This is a genomic window from Halomonas halocynthiae DSM 14573, from assembly GCF_000425725.1.
GTDB classification, from domain to species: Bacteria; Pseudomonadota; Gammaproteobacteria; order Pseudomonadales; family Halomonadaceae; genus Halomonas; species Halomonas halocynthiae.
Window position 1 is genome coordinate 358888 of record NZ_AUDZ01000013.1, and the last position, 14557, is coordinate 373444.

13 protein-coding genes and 2 tRNA genes are annotated in these 14557 nt (G+C 54.4%); 14 read left to right on the top strand and 1 reads right to left on the bottom strand.

Going from position 1 to position 14557, the window contains the following annotated elements:
- Nucleotides 1-3 precede the first annotated feature (3 nt).
- The 5 genes from H616_RS0101725 to greA all read left to right on the top strand — a co-directional run bounded on the left by H616_RS0101725 (nt 4) and on the right by greA (nt 6652).
- Nucleotides 4-438 carry a YqaA family protein gene (locus H616_RS0101725; protein ID WP_027965803.1) on the top strand — a complete coding sequence of 145 codons (435 nt, stop codon included), beginning with the start codon at nt 4-6 and terminating at the stop codon, nt 436-438.
- 227 nt (nt 439-665) lie between these two features.
- Complete coding sequence (dapB, locus tag H616_RS0101730; protein WP_027965804.1) at nt 666-1472, top strand: 4-hydroxy-tetrahydrodipicolinate reductase; 807 nt, start codon at nt 666-668, stop codon at nt 1470-1472.
- Nucleotides 1473-1711: 239 nt separating this feature from the next.
- On the top strand, nt 1712-2857 hold the full coding sequence (gene carA / locus H616_RS0101735; RefSeq protein WP_027965805.1) for a glutamine-hydrolyzing carbamoyl-phosphate synthase small subunit: 1146 nt from the start codon (nt 1712-1714) through the stop codon (nt 2855-2857).
- Nucleotides 2858-2948: 91 nt separating this feature from the next.
- Entirely contained in the window at nt 2949-6176 is a 3228-nt protein-coding gene (gene carB / locus H616_RS0101740) for a carbamoyl-phosphate synthase large subunit (protein WP_027965806.1), read from the top strand.
- Entirely contained in the window at nt 6176-6652 is a 477-nt protein-coding gene (gene greA, locus H616_RS0101745) for a transcription elongation factor GreA (RefSeq protein ID WP_027965807.1), read from the top strand. Before carB ends, greA begins: the two co-directional genes overlap by 1 nt.
- 100 nt (nt 6653-6752) lie before the next feature.
- On the opposite strand, the gene yhbY is transcribed toward greA, so the two are convergent.
- Nucleotides 6753-7079: a ribosome assembly RNA-binding protein YhbY gene (gene yhbY / locus H616_RS0101750; protein WP_027965808.1), complete on the bottom strand. Its 327-nt coding sequence runs from the start codon at nt 7077-7079 to the stop codon at nt 6753-6755.
- A 223-nt stretch (nt 7080-7302) separates the two neighbouring features.
- Here yhbY and rlmE point away from each other — a divergent pair, with 223 nt between their 5' ends.
- The 9 genes from rlmE (at nt 7303) to rimP (ending at nt 14544) form a co-directional block, all read left to right on the top strand.
- Complete coding sequence (gene rlmE, locus H616_RS0101755; RefSeq protein ID WP_027965809.1) at nt 7303-7983, top strand: 23S rRNA (uridine(2552)-2'-O)-methyltransferase RlmE; 681 nt, start codon at nt 7303-7305, stop codon at nt 7981-7983.
- Nucleotides 7984-8117: 134 nt separating this feature from the next.
- The gene (gene ftsH / locus H616_RS0101760) at nt 8118-10109 is read left to right on the top strand and encodes an ATP-dependent zinc metalloprotease FtsH (RefSeq protein WP_027965810.1); all 1992 of its coding nucleotides are present in this window, start codon (nt 8118-8120) and stop codon (nt 10107-10109) included.
- Nucleotides 10110-10209: 100 nt separating this feature from the next.
- Nucleotides 10210-11055 (top strand): dihydropteroate synthase, encoded by an 846-nt coding sequence (folP, locus tag H616_RS0101765; RefSeq protein WP_035572264.1) that lies wholly within the window; start codon nt 10210-10212, stop codon nt 11053-11055.
- Nucleotides 11052-12401, top strand: a complete 1350-nt coding sequence (gene glmM, locus H616_RS0101770; RefSeq protein ID WP_027965812.1) for a phosphoglucosamine mutase — start codon at nt 11052-11054, stop codon at nt 12399-12401. The genes folP and glmM overlap by 4 nt, the downstream gene beginning before the upstream one ends.
- A gap of 63 nt (nt 12402-12464) precedes the next feature.
- Nucleotides 12465-13214 (top strand): triose-phosphate isomerase, encoded by a 750-nt coding sequence (tpiA, locus tag H616_RS0101775; RefSeq protein ID WP_027965813.1) that lies wholly within the window; start codon nt 12465-12467, stop codon nt 13212-13214.
- Nucleotides 13215-13217: 3 nt separating this feature from the next.
- Nucleotides 13218-13577, top strand: a complete 360-nt coding sequence (gene secG, locus H616_RS0101780) for a preprotein translocase subunit SecG (protein WP_027965814.1) — start codon at nt 13218-13220, stop codon at nt 13575-13577.
- Between the two features lie 24 nt (nt 13578-13601).
- Nucleotides 13602-13688 (top strand) — tRNA-Leu (locus H616_RS0101785).
- A 104-nt stretch (nt 13689-13792) separates the two neighbouring features.
- Nucleotides 13793-13869, top strand: a tRNA-Met gene (locus H616_RS0101790).
- Nucleotides 13870-14082: 213 nt separating this feature from the next.
- Entirely contained in the window at nt 14083-14544 is a 462-nt protein-coding gene (gene rimP, locus H616_RS0101800; RefSeq protein ID WP_027965815.1) for a ribosome maturation factor RimP, read from the top strand.
- Nucleotides 14545-14557: the final 13 nt, after the last annotated feature.

Below are 14557 nucleotides of genomic sequence, written 5' to 3' on the forward strand. Positions count from 1 at the left end.
TCCATGTTGAGCCTGTTTGTTGTGGCGTTAGCCAGTGCCACTCTGCTGCCAGGGGGGTCGGAGCTATGGTTGGCTCGGCTGTGGTGCTTGGGCGAGCCGGTGCTGCTGTTGTGGTTAGTGGCAACAACAGGCAATGCCATCGGTAGTCTGGTCAATGTCGGCTTAGGGCGCTATGCGCGGCGTTTTCAGCAGCGTCGCTGGTTTCCTGTCTCGCAGGCAGCTTTGGCGCGCGCTGAGCGCTGGTATGCGCGATTTGGTGAAGTCAGCTTGTTACTGAGCTGGGTGCCGTTGATCGGTGACCCGCTCACGGTGATTGCCGGTGTGCTGAGGTTACCCTGGTGGCGCGCTGCGTTCTGGATTTTGTTGGCTAAAGGCGGGCGCTACCTGCTAGTGCTGTGGCTGGCTGAGTCATGGCTGCTTCCGTTGTGCAGCAGGTAAGTCGATGGTTTAGTGACTTGGCAGGTAACCAGACGTTTTTTCACGTCTGCTGCTTTTGTATCACTACGCCACCAATAGCCAGGGTGGTGTGCTGGATAATGATAATCGCTAGGCAATAGCGTGGTCGCATGGGAATAGTGACGCGCTATACTGGCGGTCAGGGTGGCGGGTTGTGTATTTATCTGTGCCCATATTGCTGTTATGTGTTTTCTTGTAAAGGAGTTTGCATGTCTTCAATTGCCATCGCGGGTGCTGCAGGTCGTATGGGGCGTACTCTTGTTGCCGCCGTGTCTCAGGATGAACAGGCGAGGCTGGCGGGTGGCAGTGTGTCGCCGGACAGTACGCTGGCGGGTAGCGATCTTGGTGAGCTGGCGGGTTGTGGCCGTATGGGGGCCGTGGCAGTCGCGTCGTTGACAGACATGGTCGATGACTTTGATGTGCTGATCGACTTTACGTCTCCGAGCGTGACGCTTAACCATTTGGCCTTTTGTGCTGAGCATGGCAAGGCCATGGTGATTGGTACGACAGGATTTTCCGACGAAGAGCTGGCTGAGCTGGATCATTATAGCAACCGTGTTGCCATGGTGTTTGCACCTAACATGAGTGTGGGAGTTAATTTGACGCTGAAGCTGCTTGAAACCGCAGCCCGAGCGTTAGGTGATGAAGGCTATGATATTGAAGTGATAGAGGCGCATCATCGACATAAGGTGGATGCTCCGTCGGGCACGGCGCTGCGCATGGGCGAAGTGGTCGCCGGTGCGCTGGGGCGCACGCTCAGGGAGCACGGTGTTTTTGAGCGGGTGGGTCAGTGTGGTCCGCGCAGCGACAGGGAAATCGGTTTTGCTACTGTGCGTGCTGGCGATATTGTGGGTGAGCACACAGTGATGTTTGCCACAGAAGGCGAGCGCATCGAAATCACTCATAAAGCATCAAGCCGTATGACGTTTGCACGTGGCGCGGTGCGTGCAGCGCGATGGGTAGTTGGTCAAAAGGCTGGGCGTTACGATATGGCGGATGTGTTGGCACTGAACTAATGGTTTGGGGGTGGTCATTTTTTCAGCGGTGCTGTAATATTCCATAAATTTTGGCCGGGCGCATAGGCGAAACGCCTTTTACAGCGCTTGTTGTGGCGGCCCAGTATGCTGAGCAAAAGACAACAAGCGGGATGAGACCGATTTCTATCGGCTTCGTCCCGCTTTTTTTCGGCCCGCTGCTGGCGCTTTTCGGCCATCACTCTTCGACATTTCTTGGACGAGCATGGGAGGACCCTGCATTGAACAGACCCGCGATACTGGCCTTGGAAGATGGCAGCATCTTTTATGGCACGGCGATAGGCGCAGATGGGCAAACCAGTGGAGAAGTGGTGTTCAATACGTCCATGACCGGTTATCAGGAGATCATCACAGATGCCTCCTATGCCCGTCAGATCGTTACCTTGACCTATCCACACATCGGCAATACCGGCATTAATGCCGAGGATGTGGAGTCCGACGGCGTTCAGGCCGCCGGTTTAGTGATTCGCGATCTGCCCCTGCTCGCTAGCAACTTCCGTTCTGAGCAGACGCTGGCCGACTATCTGAGTGAGCATAATGTCGTCGGTATTGCGGATATTGATACACGGCGTCTTACCCGGATTCTGCGTGACAAAGGGTCTCAAAGTGGTGCCATTCTTGCTGGTGCTGATGCTGAGGGTGACGATGCGGCGGCGCGCGCATTAGCGCTGGCTCAGGATTTTCCAGGGCTAAAAGGTATGGACCTGGCACGAGAGGTGTCATGTGAGACGCCTTATGAATGGAGCCAGGGAGAGTGGGTGCTGGGCGAGGGATACGCCGATGTCAGTGAGACCGAGCGTCCTTACCATGTAGTGGCCTATGATTACGGCGTGAAGCGTAATATTTTGCGCATGCTGGCCTCGTTAGGCTGTCGGTTGACGGTGGTGCCGGCGACGACCTCGGCGCAAGAGGTGTTGGCGCTGAAGCCGGACGGTATTTTCTTGTCCAACGGCCCTGGCGATCCCGAACCCTGTGACTATGCCATTGAGGCCATTAGTGAGCTGCTGGGCTCTGGTGTGCCTATTTTCGGCATTTGCTTAGGGCATCAGTTGCTAACACTGGCGAGTGGTGGGCGCACCGTAAAAATGAAATTCGGCCATCATGGTGCCAATCATCCAGTACAAGAGCTTGCGACAGGGAAGGTGTTAATTACCAGCCAGAACCATGGTTTTGCCGCTGATGATGAGACGCTACCGAAAACGTTGCGTGTGACGCACCGCTCGCTGTTCGATGGTTCCTTGCAGGGTGTCGAGCGCACTGATGTACCAGCTTTCAGTTTTCAAGGTCACCCTGAGGCGAGTTCGGGGCCGCATGATGTGGCATCGCTGTTTGGCCGCTTTATCGAGATGATGCAGGCTAGGAGCTGAGTCTCGAGCCACATCGCCTGCTTTTGACGCCTGAGCTGCCACCACCCAGGTCGTTATTTTTCGTTTGTCACTTTTTTCAGCGGGAAGCACCATGCCAAAACGTACAGATATCCAGAGCATCCTGATCATTGGCGCCGGTCCCATCGTGATTGGCCAGGCCTGTGAGTTCGATTATTCCGGCGCTCAGGCGTGTAAGGCGCTGCGTGAAGAGGGTTACCGGGTCATTCTGGTTAACTCCAATCCGGCTACCATCATGACTGATCCCGCCATGGCCGATGCGACTTATATCGAGCCGATTACCTGGCAGGTGGTAGAGAAAATTATTGAAACGGAGCGGCCAGATGCTGTGCTGCCCACCATGGGCGGGCAGACTGCGCTCAACTGTGCGTTGGATCTGGAAAAACACGGTGTGCTTGAGCGTTACGGCGTGGAAATGATTGGTGCCAATGCTGATGCCATTAACATGGCTGAAGACCGCGACCTGTTTGATCAGGCCATGAAGCGTATCGGCCTTGAGTGTCCCAAGGCAAAGGTCGCTCACAGCATAGAAACGGCGCGTGACATTCAGGCCGAGCTGGGCTTTCCCGTCATTATTCGCCCCTCTTATACCATGGGCGGTTCTGGTGGTGGTGTGGCTTACAATAAGGAAGAGTTTGAGGAAATCTGTCAGCGCGGTTTCGAGCTTTCCAACAACCATGAGCTGCTGATCGATGAGTCGTTGCTGGGCTGGAAAGAGTACGAGATGGAGGTGGTCCGCGACCGCAATGATAACTGCATCATCGTGTGCTCTATCGAGAATTTTGACCCCATGGGCGTGCACACCGGTGACTCAATTACCGTGGCGCCGGCTCAAACGCTGACCGACAAGGAATACCAGATCCTGCGCGATGCCAGTTTGGCTGTGCTGCGTGAAATTGGTGTCGAGACCGGTGGCTCCAACGTGCAGTTTGGCGTGGACCCCGAAACCGGGCGTATGGTCGTGATTGAAATGAATCCGCGGGTTTCGCGTTCCTCGGCACTGGCCTCTAAGGCCACTGGTTTCCCGATTGCCAAGATCGCCGCTAAGCTGGCTGTCGGCTATACCCTGGATGAGCTGCAAAACGATATCACCGGTGGTCGGACGCCGGCTTCGTTCGAGCCGTCTATCGACTATGTTGTGACCAAGATCCCGCGCTTCACCTTTGAGAAATTCCCCCAGGCTGATGACCGTCTGACGACTCAGATGAAGTCGGTAGGCGAGGTGATGGCCATTGGTCGCACCTTCCAGGAGTCGCTGCAAAAAGCGTTGCGCGGGCTAGAGACCGGTAACGATGGCCTTGATCCTATTGTTACTGAGTTTACCGATGCGACGATGGCGCATATTAAAGGTGAGCTGCAGGCTGCAGGTGCCGACCGTATCTTTTACGTGGCGGACGCCATGCGCGCGGGCATGGGTATCGATGAGCTGTACGAGTTGACTCGGATTGATCCGTGGTACCTGGTACAGATCGAAGATCTGGTTCGTATCGAAGCTGGGCTGGCTACACGCGAGTTGTCTGAGCTGTCGCCTGCTGAGCTGTATGCGCTCAAGCGCAAGGGGTTTAGTGACGCGAGACTAGCAACGTTGCTCGGTGTTGCAGAGAAAGCGTTGCGCCAGACGCGCCAGCAGGCAGGTATTCGCCCTGTGTATAAGCGAGTTGATACGTGTGCGGCTGAGTTTGCTTCGGATACCGCGTATTTGTACTCCACGTATGAAGAAGAGTGCGAAGCGGCAGTCTCTGATCGCAATAAAATCATGGTGCTGGGAGGCGGCCCTAACCGGATTGGTCAGGGAATCGAGTTTGACTATTGCTGTGTGCATGCGGCGCTAGCCATGGCAGAAGATGGCTATGAAACCATCATGGTCAACTGTAATCCTGAAACAGTGTCGACGGATTACGACACGTCAGACCGCCTGTATTTTGAGCCGGTCACCCTTGAGGATGTGCTGGAAATCGCCGATAAGGAAAAGCCAGTTGGCGTGATTGTTCAGTTCGGCGGTCAAACGCCATTAAAGTTAGCCCGTGAGCTTGAGGCGGCGGGAGTGCCGATTATCGGTACAACGCCTGATTCGATTGATCGCGCTGAAGACCGTGAGCGTTTTCAGCAGATGATCGACAAGCTGGGTTTGAAGCAGCCGCCCAACGCGACTGCGCGTAGCTTTGAAGAGGCGTTTGCCAAAGCGGATGCTATTGGGTATCCGTTGGTGGTGCGGCCAAGCTATGTGCTAGGTGGGCGAGCGATGGAAATCGTCTATGATGCCGTAGAGCTTGAAACCTATATGACTCATGCGGTTAAGGTGTCTAATGACTCGCCGGTGCTGCTCGATCGCTTCTTGAATGCCGCGATTGAGATTGATATTGATGCGGTCAGTGACGGTGAGCAGGTGGTAATCGGCGGCATCATGCAGCACATCGAGCAGGCGGGTGTGCACTCAGGTGACTCTGCATGTTCGCTGCCTCCTTACTCACTGCCTGCTGACGTACAAGATGAGATGCGCGACCAGGTCAAACGTATGGCGGTAGAGCTGGGCGTTAAAGGGTTGATGAACGTTCAGCTGGCCTGGCAGGATGGCGAGATCTATGTGATTGAGGTTAACCCGCGGGCCTCGCGTACGGTGCCGTTTGTCTCCAAGTGTATCGGCACATCCTTAGCGCAGGTTGCGGCGCGCTGCATGGCGGGCGCCAGCCTAGCTGATCAGGGGTTTGTCGCTGAGGTAGTGCCCCCGTTCTTCAGTGTTAAAGAGGCGGTGTTCCCATTTAACAAGTTTCCGGGTGTTGACCCGATTTTGGCCCCGGAAATGAAGTCCACCGGTGAGGTGATGGGGTCTGGTGATACCTTTGCTGAAGCTTTCTATAAGGCGCAACTAGGTGCTGGTGAGGCAATTCCACCGCTGACTGGCGAGCGTAAAGCCTTCCTTTCAGTACGTGAGCCTGACAAAACAGGTGTTATTGACGTGGCGCGTTCTTTGTTAGCATTAGGTTTTACACTTTGTGCGACACGTGGCACGGCAGCGGCGCTACAAGCGGTCGATTTGCCTGTGGATATCGTCAACAAGGTGTACGAGGGTCGTCCGCATGTTGTTGATTTGCTCAAGAACGACGAGATCGCCTATATCGTTAATACTACCGAGGGGCGTCAAGCTATCAGTGACTCTTCGGTTATCCGTCGCACCGCAATTGCTCGCAAGGTTCCCTATGCCACTACACTGGCGGGTGCTCAGGCAGTGTGTCTTGCGCTTGAATATGGCAACGCCATTACTGTGCGGCGGTTACAAGAACTGCATGCAGGAGTGCACTAATGAACAAGGTCCCGATGACCGTTGTTGGTGAGCAGCGGCTCAGAGAAGAGCTCGACACGCTTAAAGGTGTTGAGCGACCCAGAGTTATCGCGGCTATTGCTGAAGCGCGTGAGCACGGCGATTTGAAAGAAAATGCTGAGTACCATGCGGCGCGTGAGCAGCAGGGCTTTATCGAAGGCAGGATTCAGGAAATTGAAGGAAAACTGTCTAATGCTCAGGTTATTGATGTTGCCAAGCTGCCTCAGACCGGTAAGGTGATTTTTGGTGTCACTGTCGGTTTGCTCAATATGGGAACCGACGATGAAGTGAAGTATCGCATTGTGGGCGAAGATGAAGCCGATATAAAACTTGGTCGAATTTCGGTAACGTCGCCTATTGCACGAGCGCTGATTGGCAAGGAAGAGGGTGACGTGGTGTTAGTGCGTACGCCTGGTGGTGATGTTGAGTACGAAATTGAGAGTGTCGAGCACTTATAACGTGCTGTACTAGTGAAACACGCCCCCGCAGCTGTGCTGCGGGGACGTGTTTTTTTTTGCTATTAAACTAGCGCTTGGTGCTTGATTAAAGCGCGGTGCGTTAGTGTCGCCCGTGGTGTCCCTCGTAGCGTTTCAGGTTAGAGAGTTTTGGGTTGGCTTTGGGATTGGGGCGGTAGAGTAGTGCAACCTTGCCAATTTTATGTATTAGTTCGGCACCGCTGTTGCTGACCAGCTCGTCAAGCATGGCATTGCGCTCTTCCCGCTCGTTAAGCAGGAGCTTGATTTTGATCAGTTCGTGATCAGTCAATGCGCGCTTCAGCTCATCAAGAAGGTTCTCTGAGAGACCGTTCTCGGAAACCATTACCACCGGATCAAGGTGGTGGCCAATGCTGCGAAATGCTTTCTTTTGTGCCTGTGACAAGCTCATGGTATCTTTGACTATCCTCGGTTGACGCACACATGCTACATGTATACTGACATGGTACGGTGAATCATCATGTGGTGAAAGCGCAAAACACGTTGGCTTGCTGTACGAGTTGCTTGTTTTACCGCTGAAATGTTGCAATGCGTGTCAGGCCCGCCTTTTACATTTTCTGCACGAGTCTCTGATATACCAAAGGGTGTCAGAGTGTTCTTTTACGGGTGATGCAGTGGCACGATCTCCAGATTCCCGCTCACGGGGCCGTTCGCAAGATAAAGCCAGTCGTAAGGGTGCTGCCAGTAAAACTAGTGCTAGCTGGCTCAAAGAGCATTTTGATGACCGTTTTGTGCAGCAAAGCTGGCAAGACGGGTATCGTAGCCGTGCTAGTTACAAGCTGTTTGCACTGGATGACAAGGATAAGCTGTTTCGCCCCGGTATGACTGTTCTCGACTTAGGAGCAGCGCCCGGAGGGTGGAGTCAGGTGGCGGCAGAGCGAGTGGGTGATGATGGTGTCGTCATCGCGTCTGATATCCTCGAAATGGACAGCTTGGCAGGTGTGAGCTTTATTCAGGGCGATTTCACTGAGCAAGCGGTGCTTGATGAAATTCTTGCACAGCTGGAAAATCGTCCGGTTGACCTTGTTATGTCAGATATGGCCCCCAATATGAGTGGTATGGCGGCTATTGACCAGCCTCAGTCCATGTATCTTGTGGAGCTGGCGCTTGACCTGGCTCAGCAAACGTTGCGCCCAGGAGGCAGCTTTCTGGCCAAGGTGTTTCAGGGGGAGGGGTTTGATGCGTATTTGAAATCACTGCGCGATAGCTTTTCGCGGGTGGTGACACGTAAGCCAGAGGCGTCTCGAGCGCGTTCGCGAGAGGTGTACCTGCTGGCTCAGGGCTTTAAGGGGTAGCTGTTCAACGGGTAGCATTTGCCTCTATTGGCGTATTCATAGGTTGGTTGAACGCTCACGGCTGTTAAGGTGTCGAATGTTTGATAAGCGTTTAGCCAGCGGATTCATGCGATTTATGCAACGAGGGTAGTTCTTTGAACGACATGGCGAAGAACCTGATTCTGTGGTTGGTCATCGCGGCAGTTTTGCTTACGGTGTTCAACAACTTCAATGCCGAAAGCGCGCCGCAGTCGATGAACTATTCCCAGTTCGTCCAACAGGTGCAGAGCGACAAGATTAAAAGCGTCACGATTGATGGTTATACCATCAGTGGTGAACGTACGGACGGCACGGATTTTCAGACCATCCGCCCAGCCGCTCAGGACCCTAAGCTGATGGATGACTTGTTGGCTAATGATGTCACTGTCATTGGCAAGAAGCCTGAGCAGCAAAGCCTATGGACACGGCTGCTGATTGCCAGCTTCCCGATTTTGCTGATTCTCGGCATTTTCATGTTTTTTATGCGCCAGATGCAAGGTGGCGGTGGCGGCAAGGGCGGGCCGATGAGCTTTGGCAAGTCTAAAGCCAAGCTGCTGTCTCAGGATCAGATCAAAACAACTTTTGCTGACGTGGCCGGTTGTGATGAGGCCAAAGAGGAAGTGGAAGAGTTAGTTGACTTCCTGCGCGATCCTAGCAAGTTTCAGCGTCTCGGCGGGACGATTCCTCGCGGTGTGCTGATGGTTGGTCCGCCAGGTACTGGTAAGACGCTGTTAGCCAAGTCGATTGCGGGAGAGGCTAAGGTGCCGTTCTTCTCGATCTCGGGGTCTGACTTTGTCGAAATGTTTGTTGGTGTTGGTGCTTCGCGGGTACGCGATATGTTTGAGCAAGCCAAAAAGCAAGCGCCTTGTATTATTTTTATTGACGAAATTGATGCGGTAGGTCGCTCGCGCGGCGCTGGTATGGGTGGCGGCAACGATGAGCGTGAGCAAACGCTTAACCAGCTGCTGGTAGAAATGGATGGGTTCGAGGCCAATGAAGGCGTGATCGTGATTGCTGCGACCAACCGTCCTGATGTATTGGATCCGGCCTTGCTGCGCCCAGGACGCTTTGATCGCCAAGTTGTTGTTGGGCTGCCTGATATCCGTGGTCGAGAGCATATTCTTAATGTTCACTTACGTAAGGTGCCGCTAGCCGATGACGTGAAGCCGGCGGTGATTGCGCGCGGTACGCCCGGCTTCTCTGGTGCTGATTTAGCCAACTTGGTTAACGAAGCGGCGTTGTTTGCTGCGCGCGGCAACAGGCGCTTGGTTGGCATGGAAGAGCTGGAGCTGGCCAAAGATAAGATTATGATGGGTGCTGAGCGCAAGTCCATGGTCATGACTGACAAGGATAAGCTCAATACGGCATACCACGAGTCAGGCCATGCCATCATTGGCTTGGTGATGCCGGAGCATGATCCGGTTTATAAGGTCAGTATTATTCCGCGCGGTCGCGCCTTGGGCGTTACCATGTTCCTGCCGGAAGAGGACCGTTATAGCTTGTCTCGTCAGCAGATCCTTAGCCAGATTTGTTCGTTATTCGGTGGTCGTATCGCTGAAGAAATGACGTTGGGAGCCAATGGCGTAACCACGGGTGCATCCAACGACATTAAGCGTGCGACAGAGCTTGCTCACAATATGGTGGCCAAGTGGGGGCTGTCTGAGGCGATGGGCCCAATCATGTATGACGAGGATGAGTCGCACCAGTTCCTCGGCGGCCCTGGTCAGGGCGGTAAGTTGAATTCTGGCGAGACCACGTCGCGAATCGATAAAGAAGTTCGCAAGATTATCGACGAGTGTTATGCGCAGGCTGAAAAAATTCTTGAAGAAAACCGCGACAAGCTGGATGCCATGGCCGAAGCGCTGATGCTGTATGAAACTATCGATGCAGACCAGCTTAAGGACATCATGGAGGGCCGTACGCCGCGTCCGCCCAAAGACTGGGAAGATGGTAAGCCAGGGGGTGGTGCGCCGGTTGCTGAGGAAGGCGCTAACAGCGGTGCTGCGCCAACAGACTCGAGCGATCAAGACGAGTCGGGTGATGGTGAGGATGAGGATCGCCCGTCGCGGCGTCCATCAGACCCTTTGGGTGGGCCTGCCAGTAGCTGAAGCTGAGTCAGCCCGCGAGCGCCCCTTGTGGGCGCTCTTGTCGTAATAAGCGGTAACTTTTCGCTATGCCAATGGAACGCTTGGATACGTGAAGCATACAATGACTTACCTGCAATGCGGTCGTCACCGCCTTGATCTCAGTTTTCCGCGTGTCATGGGTATACTCAATGTAACGCCGGACTCTTTCTCTGATGGCGGCCACCACCGAGATGTGGGTGAGGCTGTTGGGCATGCTGAGCGAATGCTGGCTCAAGGGGCTGCAGTCATCGACGTCGGGGGCGAGTCTACTCGGCCGGGAGCCGAGCCGGTGTCAGAGCAGCAGGAGCTGGACCGTGTCTTGCCGGTAATTGAGCGTTTGGTGCAAGAGCTGGGCGCGCTGGTTTCGGTAGATACCAGTACGCCACAGGTGATGCAGGAAGCTGCTCGTGTTGGCGCGGGTATGATTAATGATGTGCGTGGGTTGCGCCGAGAGGGTGCGCTCAATGCAGCAGCCTCTAGTGGCTTGCCGGTGTGCCTCATGCACATGTTGGGTGATCCGAGCAATATGCAAGATGCCCCGCGCTATGACGGCCCAGTAGAGCAAGCGGTTGCGGCTTTTCTTGAGCAGCGCATGACTGAGTGCGAGGCGGCTGGCTTAGCTCGTGAGCGTGTGATTCTTGATCCAGGCTTTGGCTTTGCCAAAAGTGTGGCGCATAACCTGCGGTTGCTTAACCAGTTGGCGGAAATTGAGCGCTTGGGGCGCCCTCTGCTCGTTGGGATGTCGCGCAAAAGCATGATTGGTCAAACGTTGGGGCGGCCAGTGGATGAGCGCCTATATGGTGGTTTGGCGTTGGCTGTGATGGCGGTGGAGCGCGGTGCAAAACTCATCAGAGTGCATGACGTGCAAGCCCATATAGATGCAATCGGCATGGCATGGGCCGTGCTGGAAGAAGGGTCAAGGAAATGACAAGACGCTATTTTGGAACTGATGGGATTCGCGGCACGGTAGGCGAGAGCCCTATTACTGTCGATTTCATGCTTAAGCTAGGCTGGGCGACCGGTCGGGTGCTGGCAAGAAAAGAAGGCCGAACGCGAGTGCTGATTGGCAAAGATACGCGTATTTCCGGTTATATGTTTGAGTCGGCACTAGAGGCAGGGCTGTCTGCGGCTGGCGTTGATGCCATTCTGCTCGGCCCAATGCCTACACCAGGTATTGCGTATTTAACGCGCACGTTTCGTGCAGATGCGGGCATCGTTATTTCGGCGTCACACAATCCATTTGAAGACAACGGCATTAAGTTTTTTTCCGCCAAAGGAACCAAGCTGGACGATGAGGTGGAGGCGCGTATTGAGGCGATGATCGATCAGCCGCTGACCACTGTTGCGCCGTCGGCGTTGGGTAAGGCGCGTCGTATAGATGATGCTGATGGCCGCTATATCGAATACTGTAAATCGACCATTCCTGATCGTGTCAGCCTGCATGGGCTTCGGATGGTGATCGACTGTGCTCATGGTGCCACCTACCATATTGCACCTAGTGTATTGCAAGAGCTGGGTGCCGACGTCAGTGTTATTGGGGCTTCTCCCAATGGGTTGAATATCAACGATAAGGTGGGGTCGACTCACCCTGGCGCGTTGCGTGAGGCGGTGCTTGAGCAAGGCGCCGACCTGGGTATAGCGTTTGATGGTGATGGTGACCGCGTTTTGATGGTTGATGCGGAAGGTCGCCTAATTGATGGTGACGATATGCTTTATTTGATTGCCCGTGATCGTCACGCTCGAGGCGAGCTTGGCGGTGGCGTTGTGGGCACCGTGATGAGCAACTTTGGATTAGCAGCTGCGCTTGAAACCCTTGGTATACCCTTTGAGCGAGCCAAGGTGGGTGATCGTCACGTTATCGAGCGCTTGGCAGCCAACGGCTGGCAGCTGGGTGGTGAGTCGTCAGGGCATATTGTATGTGGGCATATTCAGACCACTGGTGATGGTATTGTTTCAGCGCTACAGGTGCTGGCGATTATGATTCGTGAGGAACGTTCGCTGGCTGACCTGCTTTGTGATCTTGAAAAAGCGCCACAGACTTTAATTAATGTGCGCCTAACACCAGGAGCTAGTGCTCAGGAGCTTATTTCCTCACCAGAGATCAACCGTGCAGTTGCTGAACTGGAAGCAGAGCTTGGCAATGAAGGGCGGGTGTTGTTGCGGGCCTCAGGTACCGAGCCGCTGATTCGAGTGATGGTAGAGGGGCGCTCGCACCTGGATGTCGAAGGGCTCGCGCATCGTTTGGCTAATAGGGTGGAAGCGCTGCTTGCGTAATTTAGCTGGTTGTTTTGATGAAGCAGCTCCTATACCATTTCGCACCACTCTAGAGGAGGTCTGATGGCTAAGCCACTGATCGCGGGCAATTGGAAAATGCATGGCTCTTTAGCGCTGATCGATGAGTTCGGTCGTGCGCTCGCTACGACTGAGCTACCTGAAGGGGTAGACGTGGCGTTGATGGTTCCTTTTCCTTACTTGGCTCAGGCTGCCCAGGCGCTGAATGTTGCCGGAGTGAGTGTTGGTGCGCAGACCCTTAGCGATCAGCCCAGCGGTGCGCTAACTGGCGAAGTCAGTGGTGCAATGTTGCGCGAGCTGGGTGCGAGCATGGTATTGGTTGGCCACTCCGAACGCCGCAGCATGTTCCATGAAAATGATCAGGCGGTGTTGGGTCGGGTACGTGCAGCGCTTGGTGTTGGTTTGACGCCAATACTCTGCCTGGGTGAAACCTTAGAGCAGCGTGATGAAGGCCGCACCGAGTCGGTTGTTTTGGGCCAGCTTGATGCCGTTTTTGATGCGCTTGATGCGAGTGAGCGCGCCCAGTTGGTCGTAGCGTATGAGCCGGTCTGGGCCATTGGCACAGGGCGTACGGCGACACCAGAGCAGGCTCAGGCCGTTCATTCGGCGATTCGTCAGCGACTGGCGGATTACAGTGGCGGCTTGGAAGAACGTACGAAAATTCTATACGGCGGCAGTATGAAGGCAGCAAACGCTGCTGACTTGCTAGCTCAGCCGGATATCGACGGTGGTCTGGTGGGAGGAGCCTCTCTTCAGGTCGACGATTTTTTAGCCATTTGTCAGTCAGCAGGTTAACTCATGCAAGCTGTTATTCTCATGATCCATGTGGCGATTGCCATCGCACTGGTTGTTTTGATTCTGGTGCAGCAGGGCAAGGGTGCTGATGCAGGCGCTTCCTTCGGTGGTGGTGCTTCCCAGACCGTATTTGGCTCGCGTGGCAGCGGTAGCTTCTTGGCTAAATTGACCGGGGTGTTGACCGCGCTGTTTTTTGTCACGTCTCTGGGGCTCGCCTATCTCGCTTCCCAGGCTAATAGTGAGCCAGAGCTGGGTATTCCAGCGGCAGAGTTGATTGAACAGCAGAATCAGCTGCCAACGCTTGACGATCAGTCATTGGGCGTGGATAATGCAGCGCCAACGTTGGATGAAAGCGGTAAGTAACGTCGTATTCAGCGTCCCCCTGATGCCGAAGTGGTGGAATTGGTAGACACGCTATCTTGAGGGGGTAGTGACCGTAAGGTCGTGCGGGTTCAAGTCCCGCCTTCGGCACCATTAAGCTGGTGAAAGTGAGTCAGCAAGAGTAATAGAAATCGCAAGGCGTTAAATAAGTATTGATATCTATATTGGTCAGGCGTAGTATTACCGACCTAGATTGATGCGGGGTGGAGCAGTCTGGTAGCTCGTCGGGCTCATAACCCGAAGGTCATCGGTTCAAATCCGGTCCCCGCTACCATTTTTCAGGCGGCATGCGGTATCAAGTCATGCCAGTGCCGAAGTGGTATACAGGTTTTTGTAAAAGCCCCTTCCAGTGAAGGGGCTTTTTGTTAGCACGCAGCATGCTGGGCAGAGTGTCTGGCAAGTCTGTATCGGCAATGCCCTCAGCCACCTGACTTTCCTGTTTACTCCCGGCCAGGTGCCTGACGCAACGGCTGTAGGAGATCTCTTCGTGACAATCAAGGATGCAGCACTGCACGCTCTGATCGAACCTGTGGTTGATGCCATGGGCTTCGAGCTCTGGGGTGTTGATTATATCTCTCAAGGAAAGCATTCGCGCCTGCTGATCTATATCGATCAAGACAATGGCGTGAGTGTGGACGATTGTGCCGATGTCAGTCGCCAAATTAGTGCGGTGTTTGATGTCGAAGACCCGATTGCTGGTGAATATCGGCTTGAGGTGTCATCGCCAGGTATGGACCGCCCTTTGTTTACAATTGGCCAGTTCGAGCGCTATGCCGGACATGTGGTAGCGGTCAAGCTGAGGGTGGCTTTCGATGGCAGGCGCAAGTTTCAGGGGTTGTTGGCCGGCGTTGAAGCAGACGAAGTGCTGCTGCAGGTTGATGGCGAAGAATACTGTTTCCCTGTTGAAGTTATTGAACAGGCGCGGGTCGTCCCGCAATTCGACAGTTGAGTTCATGCATGGG

Coding starts and splice junctions, on each gene's coding strand:
- dapB (WP_027965804.1), top strand. CDS start 666: ATGTCTTCAATTGCCATCGCGGGTGCTGCAGGTCGTATGGGGCGTACT.
- tpiA (WP_027965813.1), top strand. CDS start 12,465: ATGGCTAAGCCACTGATCGCGGGCAATTGGAAAATGCATGGCTCTTTA.
- greA (WP_027965807.1), top strand. CDS start 6,176: ATGAACAAGGTCCCGATGACCGTTGTTGGTGAGCAGCGGCTCAGAGAA.
- carB (WP_027965806.1), top strand. CDS start 2,949: ATGCCAAAACGTACAGATATCCAGAGCATCCTGATCATTGGCGCCGGT.
- glmM (WP_027965812.1), top strand. CDS start 11,052: ATGACAAGACGCTATTTTGGAACTGATGGGATTCGCGGCACGGTAGGC.
- H616_RS0101725 (WP_027965803.1), top strand. CDS start 4: ATGTTGAGCCTGTTTGTTGTGGCGTTAGCCAGTGCCACTCTGCTGCCA.
- secG (WP_027965814.1), top strand. CDS start 13,218: ATGCAAGCTGTTATTCTCATGATCCATGTGGCGATTGCCATCGCACTG.
- yhbY (WP_027965808.1), bottom strand. CDS start 7,079: ATGAGCTTGTCACAGGCACAAAAGAAAGCATTTCGCAGCATTGGCCAC.
- folP (WP_035572264.1), top strand. CDS start 10,210: ATGACTTACCTGCAATGCGGTCGTCACCGCCTTGATCTCAGTTTTCCG.